The sequence below is a fragment of the Methanofollis fontis genome, assembly GCF_004297185.1.
Taxonomy (GTDB): Archaea; Halobacteriota; Methanomicrobia; order Methanomicrobiales; family Methanofollaceae; genus Methanofollis; species Methanofollis fontis.
Map to the genome: position 1 here is coordinate 340,392 of NZ_PGCL01000001.1, position 16,952 is coordinate 357,343.

17 protein-coding genes and 1 other RNA gene are annotated in these 16,952 nt (G+C 62.2%); 12 read left to right on the top strand and 6 right to left on the bottom strand.

Annotated elements, in window-relative coordinates:
* Positions 1-31 precede the first annotated feature (31 nt).
* The 4 genes from CUJ86_RS01670 to CUJ86_RS01685 all read left to right on the top strand — a co-directional run bounded on the left by CUJ86_RS01670 (position 32) and on the right by CUJ86_RS01685 (position 5,383).
* Positions 32-1,045 (top strand): AI-2E family transporter, encoded by a 1,014-nt coding sequence (locus tag CUJ86_RS01670; RefSeq protein ID WP_130645824.1) that lies wholly within the window; start codon positions 32-34, stop codon positions 1,043-1,045.
* A gap of 74 nt (positions 1,046-1,119) precedes the next feature.
* A complete protein-coding gene (locus CUJ86_RS01675) occupies positions 1,120-1,671 on the top strand; it encodes an HdeD family acid-resistance protein (RefSeq protein ID WP_130645825.1) in 552 nt (183 codons plus the stop codon).
* 84 nt (positions 1,672-1,755) lie between these two features.
* Positions 1,756-2,934 (top strand): anaerobic sulfatase maturase, encoded by a 1,179-nt coding sequence (locus CUJ86_RS01680; protein WP_207231370.1) that lies wholly within the window; start codon positions 1,756-1,758, stop codon positions 2,932-2,934.
* 91 nt (positions 2,935-3,025) lie between these two features.
* The gene (locus tag CUJ86_RS01685; RefSeq protein ID WP_130645826.1) at positions 3,026-5,383 is read left to right on the top strand and encodes an arylsulfatase; all 2,358 of its coding nucleotides are present in this window, start codon (positions 3,026-3,028) and stop codon (positions 5,381-5,383) included.
* A 9-nt stretch (positions 5,384-5,392) separates the two neighbouring features.
* Here the strand turns inward: CUJ86_RS01685 and CUJ86_RS01690 are convergent, their stop codons facing one another.
* Positions 5,393-5,845, bottom strand: coding sequence for a hypothetical protein (locus CUJ86_RS01690; RefSeq protein ID WP_130645827.1), 453 nt, complete (start codon positions 5,843-5,845; stop codon positions 5,393-5,395).
* Between the two features lie 296 nt (positions 5,846-6,141).
* Here CUJ86_RS01690 and CUJ86_RS01695 point away from each other — a divergent pair, with 296 nt between their 5' ends.
* From CUJ86_RS01695 to CUJ86_RS01710, 4 genes are all read left to right on the top strand, one after another.
* On the top strand, positions 6,142-8,040 hold the full coding sequence (locus tag CUJ86_RS01695; RefSeq protein ID WP_130645828.1) for a ligand-gated ion channel: 1,899 nt from the start codon (positions 6,142-6,144) through the stop codon (positions 8,038-8,040).
* A 50-nt stretch (positions 8,041-8,090) separates the two neighbouring features.
* Positions 8,091-9,107: a 50S ribosomal protein L11 methyltransferase gene (locus CUJ86_RS01700; protein ID WP_165394728.1), complete on the top strand. Its 1,017-nt coding sequence runs from the start codon at positions 8,091-8,093 to the stop codon at positions 9,105-9,107.
* A 12-nt stretch (positions 9,108-9,119) separates the two neighbouring features.
* Positions 9,120-9,431, top strand: an RNA gene (gene ffs / locus CUJ86_RS01705) — signal recognition particle sRNA.
* Positions 9,432-9,443: 12 nt separating this feature from the next.
* The gene (locus CUJ86_RS01710; RefSeq protein ID WP_130645830.1) at positions 9,444-10,406 is read left to right on the top strand and encodes a malate dehydrogenase; all 963 of its coding nucleotides are present in this window, start codon (positions 9,444-9,446) and stop codon (positions 10,404-10,406) included.
* Here the strand turns inward: CUJ86_RS01710 and CUJ86_RS01715 are convergent.
* Genes CUJ86_RS01715 through CUJ86_RS01725 form a run of 3 tightly spaced genes read right to left on the bottom strand, consistent with a single transcriptional unit; the run spans position 10,390 to position 11,506 of the window.
* Entirely contained in the window at positions 10,390-10,650 is a 261-nt protein-coding gene (locus CUJ86_RS01715) for an elongation factor 1-beta (RefSeq protein WP_130645831.1), read from the bottom strand. The two genes, CUJ86_RS01710 and CUJ86_RS01715, sit on opposite strands and share 17 nt — an antisense overlap.
* A gap of 2 nt (positions 10,651-10,652) precedes the next feature.
* On the bottom strand, positions 10,653-10,814 hold the full coding sequence (locus CUJ86_RS01720; RefSeq protein ID WP_130645832.1) for a zinc finger domain-containing protein: 162 nt from the start codon (positions 10,812-10,814) through the stop codon (positions 10,653-10,655).
* A 14-nt stretch (positions 10,815-10,828) separates the two neighbouring features.
* On the bottom strand, positions 10,829-11,506 hold the full coding sequence (locus CUJ86_RS01725; protein ID WP_235855542.1) for an amino acid kinase family protein: 678 nt from the start codon (positions 11,504-11,506) through the stop codon (positions 10,829-10,831).
* Between CUJ86_RS01725 and CUJ86_RS01730 the strand changes: the two genes are divergently transcribed.
* Positions 11,507-13,168 carry a phospholipase D-like domain-containing protein gene (locus tag CUJ86_RS01730; RefSeq protein WP_130645833.1) on the top strand — a complete coding sequence of 554 codons (1,662 nt, stop codon included), beginning with the start codon at positions 11,507-11,509 and terminating at the stop codon, positions 13,166-13,168.
* Between the two features lie 33 nt (positions 13,169-13,201).
* Here CUJ86_RS01730 and CUJ86_RS01735 read toward each other — a convergent pair whose 3' ends face one another.
* Complete coding sequence (locus CUJ86_RS01735; protein ID WP_130645834.1) at positions 13,202-13,435, bottom strand: winged helix-turn-helix domain-containing protein; 234 nt, start codon at positions 13,433-13,435, stop codon at positions 13,202-13,204.
* Between the two features lie 71 nt (positions 13,436-13,506).
* Here CUJ86_RS01735 and CUJ86_RS01740 point away from each other — a divergent pair, with 71 nt between their 5' ends.
* On the top strand, positions 13,507-13,902 hold the full coding sequence (locus CUJ86_RS01740) for a single stranded DNA-binding domain-containing protein (RefSeq protein ID WP_130645835.1): 396 nt from the start codon (positions 13,507-13,509) through the stop codon (positions 13,900-13,902).
* Here the strand turns inward: CUJ86_RS01740 and CUJ86_RS01745 are convergent.
* Positions 13,859-15,379, bottom strand: coding sequence for an SLC13 family permease (locus tag CUJ86_RS01745; RefSeq protein WP_130645836.1), 1,521 nt, complete (start codon positions 15,377-15,379; stop codon positions 13,859-13,861). The genes CUJ86_RS01740 and CUJ86_RS01745 overlap by 44 nt on opposite strands.
* Before the next feature lie 289 nt (positions 15,380-15,668).
* Here CUJ86_RS01745 and CUJ86_RS01750 point away from each other — a divergent pair, with 289 nt between their 5' ends.
* A complete protein-coding gene (locus CUJ86_RS01750) occupies positions 15,669-16,280 on the top strand; it encodes a hypothetical protein (RefSeq protein WP_130645837.1) in 612 nt (203 codons plus the stop codon).
* Between the two features lie 71 nt (positions 16,281-16,351).
* Positions 16,352-16,837: a DUF7504 family protein gene (locus CUJ86_RS01755; RefSeq protein ID WP_235855543.1), complete on the top strand. Its 486-nt coding sequence runs from the start codon at positions 16,352-16,354 to the stop codon at positions 16,835-16,837.
* The last annotated feature ends 115 nt before the right edge of the window (positions 16,838-16,952 follow it).

Below are 16,952 nucleotides of genomic sequence, written 5' to 3' on the forward strand. Positions count from 1 at the left end.
GCCATGGTGCGAAAAAATCGGTGAAAATAGTATGATCCCGGAAATTTCCGAAAATAAACCGTCCCGCTTCCTCATCCCGCTTGCGGCCTTCGTCATCGTGATTGGCGGCATGCACGCTGCCGCATCCCTGCTCAACCCCATCCTCCTCTCGGTGTTCATCGCCATCGTCGCCATGCCCCTGCTGGACTGGCTCATCGAACGCAGCGTCCCATCGCAGGCGGCCGTTTTAATCGTCATGGCAGGAATCATCGGGATCTGCCTGTTCCTGATCTGGGTCCTCTCGGTCTCCCTCTCCCAGGCAGTGGAGGCCTTGCCCGCCTATGAGGAGATGTTGCGGGTGCAGGTGGAGGCGCTGAAGTCCATGCTGGAGGGACTCGGCATCTCGGCGGAGGGCGGCGACCTGCCCGGGATCGTCTCCACCCATTCCATCCTCCCCTCCATCGTCACCCTGATCTCCGGACTCATCCAATCGATCATGGACCTGCTGCTGGTGCTCGTCATCACCAACTTCCTGCTCTTCGAATTCGCTACCCTCTCAGGCACAGAAAGACCAGTGCCGCTACGGACCTATACCGAACATCTGATCACCTACATCATCGTGCGGATCAAGACCAACATCCTCACCGGGATCGGTGCCGGCATCTTCCTGGCCGTGATCGGGGTGGACTTCGCGGTGCTCTGGGGCGCCCTGATCGCCATCCTCAGTTTCATCCCCTATGCCGGCCTCTGGATCGCCGCCCTCCCGGCAATCGGGCTGGCATGGCTGGAAGGAGGATTGACCGGCGCCGTCCTCGCCCTGATCGGCATCGTGGGCAGCAACTTTATCGCCGAGGAACTGATCTTCCCGGCCATGGCCGGCGAAGACCTGCAGATCTCGCCGGTCGTGGTGATCATCGCCCTCTTCTTCTGGACCTGGGTGCTCGGCGTGCCGGGCCTGTTCCTGGCCATCCCCCTCACCATCGCCGGAAAAATGCTGCTCGAATCCTATGAAGAGACCCGATGGATCACACGTCTGATGGAGGGTGCGTCCGCCTTCTCCCGGTGAACGGAAGAGCAGAAGAGCAGACGCCGGCGAAATATATATATCTGGCCGGCGGCCCCTTTCCGCATGGTGTGTCCATGACAGATGAAACGCTTCCCGGCACTGTGCCGGGTGGAGTGGAGACCGACCTCTTCCCCTGGTGGCTGGTAGTGCTGCAGGGGTTCGTCACCCTCATGCTGGGGCTGTTCCTGCTGATGCAGCCGGGGATGACGCTGCTCGTGCTTGTCACCTTCATCGGGATCTACTGGTTCATCACCGGGATCTTTGCAATCGTCAGCCTGGTGCTGGATAGAACGGACCTGGTCTGGAAGGCGATCATCGCCGTGCTGGGGATCATCGCCGGCATCCTGGTGACGACCTACCCGCTCTACAGCACCGTGCTCATCGCCACCTTCTTCGCCATCCTGATCGCGGTCTGGGGGATCCTCATCGGGATCACAAGCCTGGCACGGGGTGTGAGCGGCGGAGGATGTACCGCCGCCGTCCTCGGCATTCTCAGCATCATCATCGGCATCATCCTGCTCGCACGCCCCCTCCTGACGGCGGCGTCCCTGGTGCTCATCCTGGGGGTGTTCGCCGTCATCGGGGGAGTGATGGCGATCGTTGCCGGAATCAGAATGCGCAGGTAAGCGGCAGGAGAGAACTGAAGGAGGAACAGAACGAAGGACGACCGGAAGGGCCACCCGCCGGACCATGGGACAGGGGCCCGCACTGTGGGGCCGCCGGCCTTCCACCTGATGGCAAAACCGACCGGGGCCAGGTGCAACCTCAGGTGCACCTACTGTTTTTACCTCCAGAAGGCCGGGCTCTACCCGGACGGCACCTTCAGGATGAGCGATGCGGTGCTGGAATCCTATATCAGACAGGTGATCGACGCCCACCGCTCACCCCTGGTGACGGTGGCATGGCAGGGGGGCGAACCCACCCTGATGGGGCTGGACTTCTTCGAGCGGGCCATGGAGATCCAGCAGCGCTACCGGCGGGGCGGGACGGCGATCCAGAACACCATCCAGACCAACGGCACCCTGCTGGACGATTCATGGGCCGGATTCTTTCGCAGACACCAGTTCCTGGTGGGGATCAGCATCGACGGCCCCGAAGAGGTGCATGACGCCTTCCGCGTTGACCGGGCCGGACGACCCACCTTTGGGCGGGCGATGACGGGGCTGTCCCTGCTCAGGAAACACGGCGTGGAGCACAACATCCTCACCTGCATCCATGCCGCCAACCAGGAGCGTCCCCTGGAGGTCTACCGCTTCCTGCGGGACGAGGCCGGGGGCCGCCATATCCAGTTCATTCCGGTGGTGGAGCGGAGAGGGACCGCCGGCGTGAGCGTGCATTCCGTTGGCCCCGAACCTTTCGGCAGGTTTCTGAACACGATCTTCGACGAATGGGTGCGGCACGATGTCGGGAGCGTGTTCGTGCAGAACTTCGAGGCCGCGCTGGCCGCATGGGCCGGGATACCCCCCGGCACCTGTGTCTCCGCCCCAGTCTGCGGCACCGCACCGGTGCTGGAGCACAATGGTGACGTCTATGTCTGCGACCATTATGCAGACCCGGCCCACCGCCTTGGAAACATCATGCAGACCCCCCTCTCCAACCTGATGGCCTCGCCGATGAGGGCGGCCTTCGGCAGGAGCAAACTCACCGGACTCCCCGATTATTGCCGGCGCTGCCGTGTACGCTTTGCCTGCAACGGCGGGTGCCCGAAGGACCGTTTTCTCACCTGCCCGGACGGCGAAGCCGGACTGAACTATCTCTGCAGAGGGTACCGGATTTTTTTCACCCATATCGACGCCCCCATGCGGTTCATGGCCGAAAATCTGAGACGAAACGGCGATCCTTCGGATGTGATGGCCTGGATGCGAGCGAAAAACGCCAGAATCCGATGACGAACCATCCGGCGCCGGTACGGCGAAAAACTACAAATATCGCCATCCCCATTCACGAACAACCCCGCCCCCCCTCAGGAGGAATGCCGCCATGACAAAAAGAGTGAGGGAGTACCGACCCGGGAGCGCCTTTCCCGGGGTGATCGGGCGGACCGTGGATGAATCGACACCCGCCTGGCCCGCTCCGTTGCGAGCGAAACAGGGAGCGCCGGACGTCATCGTGATCGTGCTGGACGACACCGGCTTTGGCCACCTGGGATGCTATGGGTCGCCGATCCGGACACCGAACCTCGACCGCCTCGCCGCGGAGGGTCTGCTCTACACCAACATGCACACCACCGCCCTCTGCTCGCCGACAAGGTCCTGCATCCTCACCGGGCGCAACCACCACTCCAACAACATGGCCGGGATCACCGAGATCTCCACCGGATACCCGGGGTATACCGGGGTCATCCCGTTTGAAAACGGTTTTCTCCCGGAGATGCTGCTCCGCCACGGCTATGCCACCTTCGCCATCGGCAAGTGGCACCTGACGCCAGCCGAGCAGACGAGCGCCGCTGGCCCCTACGACCGGTGGCCCCTCGGGCGCGGTTTCGAACGATTTTATGGATTTCTGGGCGGCGACACCCACCAGTACTACCCGGAACTGGTCTACGACAATCACCAGGTCGACCCACCGAAGACCCCGGAGGAGGGCTATACCCTGAACGAGGACCTCGCCGACACGGCGATCCGCTTCATCGCCGACACTGTCCAGGTGGCCCCGGACAGACCCTTCTTCCTCTACTACTGCACCGGGGCCATGCACGCCCCCCACCATGTGCCTGAGGAATGGAGCGACCGTTACCGGGGGGCCTTCGACGACGGCTGGGAGGCCTACCGGGAGCAGGTGTTCCGGCGGCAGGTGGACCTCGGCATCGTGCCTGAGGGGACCGAGATGGCCGCGCACGACCCCGACGTCCCCCGCTGGGAGGACCTCCCCGCCGAAGAGCGGCGGTTGTATGCACGGATGATGGAGGTGTTCGCCGGTTTCCTGGAGCAGACCGACCACCATATCGGGCGGATCATCGACTACCTGGAGACGATCGGGAGGCTGGAGAACGCCATCATCATGGTGATCTCGGACAATGGGGCCAGCGCCGAGGGCGGGCCCACCGGATCGGTCAACGAGAACAAGTTCTTCAACTATGTGCCCGAGTCCCTCGAGGAAAACCTGGCGGCACTGGACGACCTGGGCGGCCCGAAATACTTCAACCATTACCCCTGGGGCTGGACCTGGGCGGGCGACACCCCCTTCCGCCGCTGGAAACGGGAGACCTACCGCGGCGGGATCAGCGACCCCTTCATCGTCCACTGGCCCGCAGGCATCCGGACATCCGGGGAGATCAGGCGGCATTACGCCCATGCGATCGACATCCTCCCGACGCTGCTGGAGGCGCTCGGGATCGAGCCCCCGGCGTCGATCCGGGGGGTCGCCCAGTCGCCCATCGAGGGGACGAGTTTTGCCGGCACCTTCGACAACGCCGGGGCGCCGGAACGGCGGACCACCCAGTACTATGAGATGATCGGTCACCGCTCGATCTACCACGACGGCTGGAAGGCGGTCTGCCCCTGGCCCGGTCCGTCCTTCACAGAAGGAGGGGCCTTCGGGCAGCCGATCAGCGCCGAAACCCTCCGTGACCTGGATGCACGGGGCTGGGAACTCTACAACCTGAGGGAAGACTGGGCAGAGTCAAGGAATGTGGCTGCCGACCACCCGGAGGTGCTGCAGGAGCTGATCACCCTCTGGTACATCGAGGCCGGAAAATACAGCGTGCTCCCGCTCGACGGCCGCGGGGTCGAGCGTTTCGCCGAACCCCGCCCGCAGATCACCCCGGACAGGAAACGCTACGTATATTTCCCGGGCACCCAGGGCGTCCCTGAGAACACCGCCGTCCGGGTGCTCAACCGCTCGCACGTGATCGCGGCGATCACCGACATCCCTCCGGGCGGGGCGGAGGGGGTGCTCCTCTGCCACGGCGGCAACACCGGCGGCTATACTCTGTTTGTGCAGGAGAACAGGCTCCACTATATCCATAACTATGTGGGCAGCCGCGTTTTCCACCTGGTCTCCGGCGAAGAGGTGCCGGAAGGGCGGGTGGTGCTCAGCTACCAGTTCGAGAAGAACGGCGAGCCAGAGATTAAAAAGGGGAAAGGAGCACCCGGCACAGCCCGCCTATACTTCAACGAACAGATGGTGGCCGAGATGGACCTCCCCCTGACCACCCCCATCCTGTTCGGGCTCGGCGGCAGCCTGACCTGCGGGCGGAGCGGGGGATCCCCGATCACCCCCGCCTACACGCCGCCGTTCCCCTTCACCGGCACCCTCCACCGGGTGGTGGTGGACGTCAGCGGGGAGCGGATCGAGGACCACGAAGCCGAGATCAGGCTGGCCCTGGCCCGGCAGTGACCCCCTCCTTTATTCGGGGAGGCCGAACGCCGCTTTCGTGCCCGGCATCAGGCAATAGACCAGGACGATGGCGTTGATCAGGATGGCCGGCGCCATCGCCTGCCAGGACGAGGCCCCGATGATCGAGAAAACGGCCATGATCAGGTTCAGGATGGAGACGATCATCACAAACATCCATCCCTGCGGGTTGAGGTTCCAGAGCATCTGAAACACCCAGAGGTAGATGAATGCGAGGATTCCCCACATGATCGCACCATAGAGGCTGAAGGTGAAGAAGGCCACCTCGCCGATGATGATCGGGATCATATCCAGCATCTGGAAGGTGAAGATGATCGCCTGGATCGCTGCAAGAAGGGCAAGGATTGCCAGTATTGTAATACCAATCGGTCGCTGGTCGGTCATACGATATTCCCGGACGGCCGGATACGGCCACTCCACGTTGATCTGGGAGCATTCGAGCATATTAACCTTCCTAATTCCGTTTTCGGAGTCATGAAGCCGCATTTAACCGCAGGATGCCACCCGATGCAATCGGCGGGTGCCGGATATCTCGGTCCTCCTCATCCTCCCCTGCCTGAAGGGACAGAGGACAGATCCCGGGGCACATCCCACCGTTCCGGCCACCATCCTCGGGACAACAGTCCCTGAAAAAGTATATTATGGAGCCGATGATATGGGCACTCAGCAGAGACGGGGATGGACGAAATGCCGCATGGTTCATGCGGCGAAATTGACATTTTACATTCAAAGGAGAGGAGATGATACGTTTCTGGCGCGGCAAACACCGGCCCCGGACGACGGAGCGGCAGGCGGCATGCCTCATCTTCATCCTCCTCCTGCTCTCAGTCTCCATCCCCGCCGCCGCCCAGATTCAGGAGAGCGGCAGCGTCCAGGTGCTGACCGAACGGCTGGAGACAGGGGAGACGGCATTCTATGATCTCGCCGGACTGAGGGAGGGGCAGGACATCTATATCCACGCCACCGGCACCTCAGGCAACCTCGACCCGTTCATCGCCATCGCCCACCCCACGATCGACCGTGAACAGATGGCCGCCGATTTCGTGGCAGGGGTCGAAGAAGCCGTCAGCGGGGGCGGCGATCCCCTCGGTGTGATACCGCGGATCGCAGACCGTTATTTCCTTGCATGGGACGACGACGGCGGGGCGGGCTATGCCGCCGCCCTCCACTTCAGGGTTCCTGCAGACGGCGACTACGTCCTGGATGTGATGGCGTCGCCGGCCAGAGAGGAGACCTTCGGCGACTACCGCCTTACGATCGGTATCGATGCCCCCGGCGTGCTGGACGGCACGGCCGGACCGACCGGGAGCACCATCGCCGTGCTGGACCGGGAGGCATCCAGACTGGATATGGCCGTCGGGGAGGTGGCCGGCACCCTCACACCGGAAAAAACCGGCACCTATCATATCCTCGGCCCGGTGAGGCAGGGGGACATCCTCTACGCCCGTGTCGAACGCACCTCCGGCGACCTGATCCCGGTGATCGTGCTGCAGGACAACGGAGAAAAAATCCTGGCGGCCGGAATTGCCACCGACGGGGGAGGACGGGCCTCGTTCACCTACACCTTCACCGAAGCGACTGAGAACAGCCGTATCGAAGTCTCCGGTCAGGAGAGAGGGGGCAACGCCACTGCGGGTGCCTACCGCCTGCTGGTCGGGATCAATGACCCCTCGGTGCTCGGCGGCGCGGCCGAACCGCATGGCGGCGCCGTGCTGATCGCCCCCCTGCTCGTGGCGGTGGGGGTAGAGATGGACCAGATCACGGTCGTCGACCAGCAGGCGGAAAACTTCGGAGTGGTGGCCAATCTCTGGATGCAGTGGAACGACCCGGCCCTCGCCTACAGCCCGGACACCTGCGACTGCCGGATCAAGATCTACCGGGAGATCGATGACTTCGTGGCGGCAGAAGGCACGCGCTGGCCAGAGTTCACCCTCTACAACCAGCAGGGCAACCGCTGGACCCAGAACAGTCTGATCTCGATCCAGCCGGACGGAACGGCCACCTATTACGAGCGCTTCTGGGTGATCCTCCAGGCGCCGGACTTCGACTTCAAGAATTACCCCTTCGACACACAGGACTTCTACATCAGGGTCGACTCGATCTACCCCGAAGAAGCGGTCTTCTATACCCCCTGGGAGGAAAAGACCGCCGTCGGGACCCAGCTCGGCGAGGAGGAGTGGTACATCACCGGGAGCGATTCGGGGATCGGCAGCATCATGATCACTGGCATCAATTCCCGCTACTCCTTCCATTTCACGGCACAGAGGCACCTCACCTACTATATCCTGAGGATTCTGGTGCCCATCCTGCTGATCATCGTGCTCAGCTGGATCCCCTTCCTGCTCAGGGACTACGGCAAGAGGGCGGACATCGCCGGGGCAAACCTGCTCCTCTTCATCGCCTTCAACTTCACCATTGCAAACGATCTGCCGCGCCTGGGCTACCTTACCTTCCTGGACTCGATCCTGGTGACCACCTTCATGATCAGCGGGGCGACCGTCGCCTATAACCTCTACCTGAAATGGCTGGCGACCGAGCGGCAGAAGGAGATCGCCGAACGGATCGACCGTATCATCGTCTGGCTCTACCCCCTCGGCTATATTCTGGCGATCGCCCTCATCCTGATCTTCTTCCCCTGAAGGGCCTGAACGCCCGCAGGTTTATTCAGCGCCCCATCCGATCACTCTTCATGCACTGCCCGGTCTGCGGAGACGACCATATCCAACCCGCCGGCGACCTGCTCGCCACCCTCCCGGCGGTCTTCACCCCCTGCTCACGCTGCCGCCCCGTCCGCCTGGGCACAAATGCCCCGCCGCCGGAGGAATATGCACCCGCCCCCCCCTGCACCTGCGGGCGACGGTTCATCGACGCAGTCTTCGCCGACATCCACCGGATCCTCACCGGGGCGGGGATCTTCGACGGCACCGAAGCCCTCAGGACCGTCGGCACCCCGGTCACCGACCCCGGTTTCGTGATGACCGCCCCCCCCTTCCTCCCCCCACGCTCCCTGGTGCTGCTCAGCCCCCACCCCGACCGAAGAACCGCTGAACGGATCGTCGCAGAGGTCCCGGAGGTGCGCGGGGTGGTGCGCACCACCCCCGCCCTCCCGGGTATCGACCCCGACGGCGGGACCGCTGCCCACGAACTGCTTGCCGGGTGCGACGTCCAGGCCAACGTCTTCCCGACCGCATCCGGCGATATCGTGATCTACAAGGAACTCTCGAAACTCCATATCGAGTTCCCGCGCCCGCATAACCCCAAGATCCGGGCCGTCGAACGGGAGATCCGGCGCACAAACCCCAGGACCTTCATCGACGCCTGTTGCGGCGCCGGCACCCTCGGTCTGGCGGCGGCCCTGGCCGGCACCCCGGAGGTGATCTTCTGCGATCTCTGGGGGCCGGCAGTCCGCTGGACGGCCATCAACATCGCCGTCAACCGCGATTCCCTGCTCGTCGACGAGGTCACCCTCCCCCATGACGGGATCGAGGCGGTGCGCCGCGACCGCCCCGTCACCGTCGCCCGCGCGGACGGCGACCAGCACTTCCGGGTCTGCCAGGGCGATTATGCCGATCTTCCCCCACTCCTCGCCCGCCCGGAGCGGAGCATCGCCGCCCTGGACATCTTCGGAAAAGAGGAGCGTTCTGCCTGCAATGCCGCCCTGGAGAGATGGCGGGGTGCCGGCGGAGGCAATGCATTTATCCCCTGAGCATCACTGTATATGGGGACTAGCCCGGGTGGCTCGGCGTCACCTGTAACCCGAAATCGCCGGTATGCGGAGGGCGAAGTCTGAGGAAGGCTCTGGCGATCTGCTGGCGCCCTGTATATCCTGACTGCGAAGCCTTGTCCCATGAGGTCGACGGACAGGCATCGAGGCCTCGTAGGGGGCGGAGACCTGGTACCGCGGGGACCGGTTCAGGCCCGGAAGGGAGCAGACCTACCGTGGACGTTCGGCGCCCATGGGGGTGCGGGGTGGAGAAGGGGTATCCCGGCAAGAGCAGACACGTGCTGTCGACCGAAGACGTGTCCCCGTCGACTGATTTCCATGTCCAGAGTTACGATTATCGGAGCCACGGGAAGGCTTGGCTCTTTTGCTTCGCATGCCATTTCAGGTATCCCATATGTAGATGAGGTGCTCCTCTCCGGCCGACCGGGGAGAGAACAGTCGCTGACCGCACTCTCGCACGACCTCACCGACTCCTGCGCCGCACGCGGTTCGGGGACGCGCATCACCTGGAGCACCGATGCCGACGACTATGCAGATTCGGACGTGATCGTGGTCACATCCGGCGTTCCGAGAAAGGAGGGGCAGGACCGGACCGACCTCGCCCTCGAGAATGCCCGGATCATCGCACCGATCGCCAGAGACATCGGAAAATACGCCCCCGAGGCCATCGTGCTGATGATCACCAACCCGGTCGACGTGATGACGGCCGTGGCCCTCAGGTACTCGGGGCTCGAGCCCAGACAGGTCTTCGGCCTCGGCACTCATCTCGACTCGATGCGGCTGAAGGCGCTGATTGCCAGTCATTTCCACGTCCATGTGAGCGAGGTGCACACCCGCATCATCGGTGAGCACGGGGAGAGCATGGTCCCCCTCTGGTCGGCCACGACCATCGGCGGGATCCGGGTCACCAACCTCCCCGCCTTCGCCGGGATACCGGTGACCAATATGGTGAACCGGGTGAAGAACAGCGGGAGTTTCATCATCAAAAACAGTGGGGCCACGATCTACGGCCCGGGCGACGCCATCGGCACTCTCGTCCAGACGATCCTCGGGAACGAGAACCGCATCCTCACCGTCTCGAGTTATATCAAGAGCGAGGTCCACAATATCGGAGATGTCTGCATCGGGGTGCCGGCACGCATCAACAGAAACGGTGTCTTCCCGGTCGCCATCCGGATCGAAGAATCCGAAATCGCAGCATTCCAGAGCTCGGTCGAGAAAATACGGGGAATAACGCAGGACGTCCTGGAAAAAATGGATATGCTCAGATCATCCGGTTGACGTCGATGATCTGTGCAGTGGCGATACCCTCGACGGCGCCGAGTTTCGACTCAAGGGCGTCGGTCGCCCCTTCCTCATCCTCGATCACGGCGGCGACCTTCAGGGCGGAGAGGCCGAATCCAATGGGCTCTGCCTCGATCGCATCGATGCCCTCAACAGAGGTCTGCACCCGCGCCTTCAACTCCTCGATCGGAACCTCGGCGGACTCGGGCATGAGTTTCAGGATCACTGCAACTTTTCCCATGATTATGGCCCCTGGAATCCGCATTTTTCACAGGTGTAGGCGATGCTCTGCTCCCGGCAGGGGGCACAGCGCCGGATCTCGGTGCCGCAGATCGGGCAGCCGAACTTCGTCGATCCGCTTTCGGCAAGCGGCGCATTGCAAGACGTGCATTTTTGGATAGCCATAGAAAAAACCCCAACTATTGAGTGGGAGATCGTTGCACCTGATCGGCAATAAATGATCGGCAACCGATACGGGTGCACATCACCTCCTCTCCCTGCAGAAGGGCGGCAAGCCTGCCCTCCCTCCGCCCGTTGACGGCGACGGCCGGTATCCGGCGGGAGAGGAGATAGGGGATGAGGCAGGGATCGACGTCCCCGCATGCCACCGGGGTTTCCAGCAGGTCCACCTCCCTTCCATCGACACGGAGACGGTCCACCGATTTCACCAGCACCAGGGGGGCCCCGATCTCCCCGGCAACCCAGGCGGCGATGGTGTCGGAGGTGACCTCCCAGGTATGGGGGAGGGGATCGGCCTCCAGAAGTGGGATATAGGGGAGGAGGATGGCGGGGGCGTCGGGGGGCGTCACCGAGCGGGTGGAGGGGAGCCCGAAGGAGGTGAGATACCACCCGAACTGCTCCATCGCACACACGGCCATCCAGTGGGCCGGGGTGTCCGGGGGTGCGAGGGCCCGCACGCTGTCCGCGAACCCTCCGCCGCCCGGGACGACGAGGGCGGGTCTCCCCGCGGCCAGGATCTCCTCAACGACCGGGGCCGCCGCATCCATACAACTCCCGCCGACCTTGACGACGACCGCACCCTCCATGAAGAGGGTGAAGCGGCTGATTATATAATGGTCGGGGAAGAATCCGAACATATGCGGGCCCCCATCCCCCCCTTCGTCCTCCTCATGCTGATGCTCGTCCTGCCGGCCTCAGGGGTCATGATCACCGGCTTCTGTCCGGACACCTATGCGATGGACGAACCCGACGAATTCATCGTGCTTTCAGGGAACGGCAGCCTTGCCGGCATCTCGATCACCGACGGGGAGGGGAGCATCCGGTTCCCGGACGGGGCATCGATCGCGGGGCGGGCGGTGGTGGCGCGGCAGGCGGAGGGATATCTCCGGGTCCATGGCACCCTGCCCGACTACGAGATGATGCCGACGCACCCCGATGTCCCGGACATGATCCGCTCCGGCGACCTGAGGATGGCAAACACGCAGGACAGCCTCAACCTGCTGGAGGACGGTGTCACCGTCCAGGAGGTGGCATGGCCCGGCATGGTGGCGGCGCGGCAGGGGCAGGTGCATTTTCTTGAGGACGGTGCCTGGGACCCCCACCCCCGCCTCATCGGGCAGTCCGATTTCGCCCCTGAAACCTTCGAGAATGTCAGCCTCACCCTGTTTGTCTCGCCGGACTGCTCCTATGAGGTGGTCGAGGCGGCGATCCATTCGGCGCGGTACCACATCAACGCCAACCTCTACGAGTTCACCCATCCGGGGATCGCCCGGATGCTTGCCGGGGCGCTTGACAGGGGTGTCGGCCTCACCATCCTCCTGGAGGGGGGACCTGTGGGCGGGGTGCCCCTGGAGGAGCGGGCGGTTGCCCGGACACTCTCCGGGGGCGGGGCCGCGGTGATGGCGATGGGCACGGTCGGCGAGAACCATGCCCGCTACCGCTTCGACCATGCGAAGTACATGGTGATCGACAATGAGAGCGTGCTTCTGACCACCGAAAACTTCAAGGAGAGCGGCATTCCGGAATGCGGCAGGGCGGGAAACCGCGGCTGGGGGGTCTGGGTGCGGGACCCGGCGGTCGCCGCCTATTTTAACGGGGTGTTCAGGGCGGACAGCATGGGAGGCGACATCACCCCGATGGCGGGGGGAGGCGAGATGGTGCCGGCAGATGCCGTCTGCCGCCATCCCTGCTTTGCCCCCCTGACGGTGGAGGGAGCGAGGGTGACACCGGTGCTCTCACCGGAGACGAGCGCCCTGGTCCTGGACCTGATCAGTGGGGCGGAGGAGAGCATCTGGATCGAGCAGGCATATATCAGCAATAGCACGGACGGACAGCCGAACCGCTTTCTGGCGGCGGCGATCGAGGCCGCACGCCGTGGGGTCGATGTGCGCGTGCTCCTGGACTCGGCGTGGTTCAACACGGCGGATGAGGAGGACAACGACGAACAGGCCGCCTGGATCAACGCCCTGGCCCGTGCAGAGAGCCTCCCCCTCCAGGCAAGGTGCGCGGACCTGGAGGCGGCGGGGCTGGATAAGGTCCATACCAAGGGCGTGATCGTGGACAACCGGAGCGTTCTCGTCTCCAGCATGAACTGGAACGACAACTCGGCGGACTTCAACCGGGAGGCGGGCGTGATCGTCGATTCGACAGAGGCGGGCCGCTACTTTGCCGGCGTCTTCTCCGCAGACTGGGAGAGCAGTTCGGACGCCGGAGAGGAGATCGACGTGCGCCTCATCTGTGCGGCGGCGATCCTGGCGATCTTCCTGGCCGCGGCCGTCATACGGCGCCGGCGCTCATAACAATAGCGAACGAAAAAGAGGGCGACAGCTGTTTCAGGCAGCCTCAAGGGCTTCCTGCGGCTTGCACTGATAGATGATCTGACGGGCATCCCTGAAGTTGAACTTCTCGATGATGAGGTCGTTCTCCTTCAGTTTTTTCAGCGCATACCTGACCGTTCTGGGCGCAAGGTTGGAGGTCCGAACCAGGTCCTTGTGCGTCATCGCACCGCCGTCCCCCAGGATCAGCAGGACCTTCCTGGAGGAAGGTGGGAGGGTGGTATGGTGCATACACTATTGTTAACAACGTTAACATATGAAGGTATCGCCCCATTATATAAATCGGAGATGTATATTACACAATGCTTGATCATAGAGAACAAAGCGCCCTGGGAGTTCTGATCGGCATATCCGCACTTATTCTTGCCGCACACGCCCTCCTCGGCATGATCGGGAGCGCGGCATTCGCACAGCCCTGGAGCCCTGAGGCCGGTGAGGGGACCCTGGTGGTGATCGAGGGGACACTCTCCTCGTATCACACCCTCTCCGGCGGGCACGCCGCCGGACGGGTGGACGACGCACCCATCTTCCTGCCCGCCGATCTCGCCGATCAGGTTTCGCTTGCAGAGGGGGACCGGATCAGGATAGTCGGCGTCGCCGCCACCTATAATGGGGAAAAAGAGATTGTCGTCCGCTCAACAGCGGACATCACGATCATTTCAGCGGCACCGTCGCCCAGTCGGGCAGTGCCGGGGTGAACCCGAGCGCCCACATCACGATGGTGAAGAGGAAGAAGGTCCAGAGGGCAACGCCGATCAGGTTGAGCACCCATCCCGACCGCATCAGGTCCTTCATGTCGATGTATCCCGACGAGAAGGCGACCGCATTCGGCGGTGTTGCCACCGGGAGCATGAAGGCCATCGAGGTGCAGACCGCCGCCGTCAGCATGAGCATATAGGGGTGCATGTTCATCGAGACCGCCGTTACCGCCATGATCGGCATCATCAGAGATGCAACGGCAGTGTTCGAGGTCACCTCGGTGAGCAGGGAGATGCCGATCGCCACCACCAGCACCAGCAGCACGATCGGGAGGGCACCGAAGATGGCGATCTGGTCGACGATGATCTTTGCCAGCCCGCTCTCGATGAAGGCCACCGAGAGACAGAGACCGCCGCCGAAGAGGACCAGGATGCCCCAGGGGATCTTCACCGCCCACTCCCAGTCCATCGTGAAGATCCCCTTCTTCCTGTCCACCGGGAGCAGGAAGAGGAGGAGCGCTCCGGCGATGGCGATCGTCGAGTCGTTGATCCCCGGGAAGAACAGGTCCAGCCCCGGGATGGTGATATCGCCGATCGCCTTGGTCGACCGGAAGATCCATGCAAGTGCCGTGAGCACAAACACCATCAGGGTCCAGCGCTCGCCCCGTGTCATCGGCCCGATGTTCTCTATATGGTGGTCGATGATATCGCGGGCATGGGAGATCTTCGCGGGCAGGTGGCGGTAGGAGCCGTAGGTGAGCCAGAGCCAGGTGACCGGGATGAAGATCGCCACCAGGGGCACGCCGAATTTCATCCACGAGAAGAAATCGATCGCCGGCGCCGCCGGGAAGAGCGTCTTCATCTGGGCGACGAAGATGCCGTTCGGCGGGGTGCCGATGAGGGTGGCGATCCCCCCGATATTGGCAGCATAGGCAATGGAGATGACAAGCGCCTCGGAGAAGTGCCGCTGTTCCTCGGTCATGTCCTTCAGATGCGTGGTGGCGTTCGGGATGACCGTGGCGATGATGGCGATGGCAATCGGGATCATCATCATGGCGGTCGCCGTATTCGAGAGCCACATCGACAGAAAGGCGGTTGCGATCATGAACCCCAGGATCAACCGTCTGGGGCTGGTGCCCACGACATTGATGATATTCAGGGCGATGCGGCGGTGGAGCCCCCAGCGCTGCATCGACATGGCGATGATGAAACCGCCCATAAACAGGAAGATAATCTTGTCGGCATAGGGCGCCGTCGCCTCGGTGGGGGACAGCACGCCGAGTAGGGGAAAGAGCACCACCGGGAGCAGGGCCGTCGCCTCGAGCGGTATCGCTTCCGTGATCCACCAGATGATCATCAGAAGCGTGACCGCCGCGACATACCGTGCCGGGACGGGGATGATGTCCTCGCTGATGGGGGCGAAGACCAGGACCAGAAATACGAGGGCCCCTAAGACTTTCCCGATATCCTTTTTCATCGGGTTCTTACTTTGGAATTTGATATATTTCTACTATTCCCTTCCATTACCCTATCATCAGACGGTGACAGGAGATCTCAATTTCAGGCGCAGTGCAGATAAATCCAGAATATTTCAGGGTTAATAGCCCCATTATCAAAAATAACCTGTTTTTAACGAATAAGTGCGATTTAAATTACATTTTACAGTATTAAATGCCAATTTACACTACAGAGAGCAAGAATTCTTTGAATAGGTTTATCTGAACGAAACTCAAACGTCGTAGCATAGATCAAGGGGTTCAAGGGAGATGGATCTGTCGGAGATAGACAAAAAATACACCTGGATCAGACCCGCCATCGTGGTTGCGTTGATCACCCTCTCGGTGGTCCTGGAGGTCGTGGTCCATATCTACCTCAGCACGGCGGTCGCATATACTCACATCTTCTATCTCGTGATCGCCCTGACCGGCATCTGGTATTACCGGAAGGCGGCATATATCGCCCTGGGCTTCGGGCTGATCCATATCGCCGTGGACTACTGGTTGACCGGCACCCTAGACCCGGCCGCCGTCGTCCGTGCGGTGATGTTCGTGATCGTGGCCTATGTGATCGGTGCACTCTCCGAGTCAAGCAATTTTCATCATGAAGAGCGGGAACGGAAGCACAAGGCCCTGATCGGGTTCATCACCGAGGTGGCACTGCGGATCAAGACCCCTATCAGCGTGATCCAGGAGAACCTCTCCGGGATCTGCCACGGCATCGAGACGGGCGAGATGGACAACGAGGAGATCACGGCGGCCCTGCAGGTGCAGATCAGCCATACCGAGAAGATTCTCGCAACCCTCCGCGAGCTGAACCAGGCGGTCATCGACGAGCAGAAAGATATCCCCGACTCCTATGCCGACCTGCTGACACGGTGATTTCCGTGGCATTTCCCCCGGCAAAAAGTGACGAGAACAAAATATATCTCCTCCTTTCTTCTGCAGATGCGATGAAACAGGCGAATGTGGAGACCGTCGGGCAAATCACCGGCTGGGGGAGCGACGTCATCGTCATCACCACCAACCAGCCCTACATCATCCTGAAAAAACTCTATACTCGTGCCGGGATCGACCTCTCGAAGGTCCATTTCGTGGATGCGATCACAAAATATGCCATCGGGAAGGTGCCGGAAGAGCAGGAAAACGTCATCTTCGTGAACAACCCGGAGAACCTGACCGATATGGGCATCGCCATCACCCGGACGCTCAAGGAGGGGGAAGGGCGTGACGTCTTCGTGCTCTTCGATTCGGTCTCCACCATGCTCATCTACCTCTCGTCGGCGAACATCTCCCGGTTCCTCCATTTTGTCTCGAGTCGCCTGAAGATCCTGGATGTTTCAGGTGTTTTTCTGGCGGTCGAGAAGGGGCTTGACCCCCTCCTGCTCACCCAGCTCACCACCTTCGTCGATGAGGTGGTGGATATGGACAGGGCCTGAGGGGAGAAGGGGGACGATTTTCTGGTTAACACTCATGTGTTCGCTCGGGGGGATCGGTGCACGGGGCGAGTCCTCCATCTCAGGACCACTTCAAAACCCATCCCCGTCCCTATCG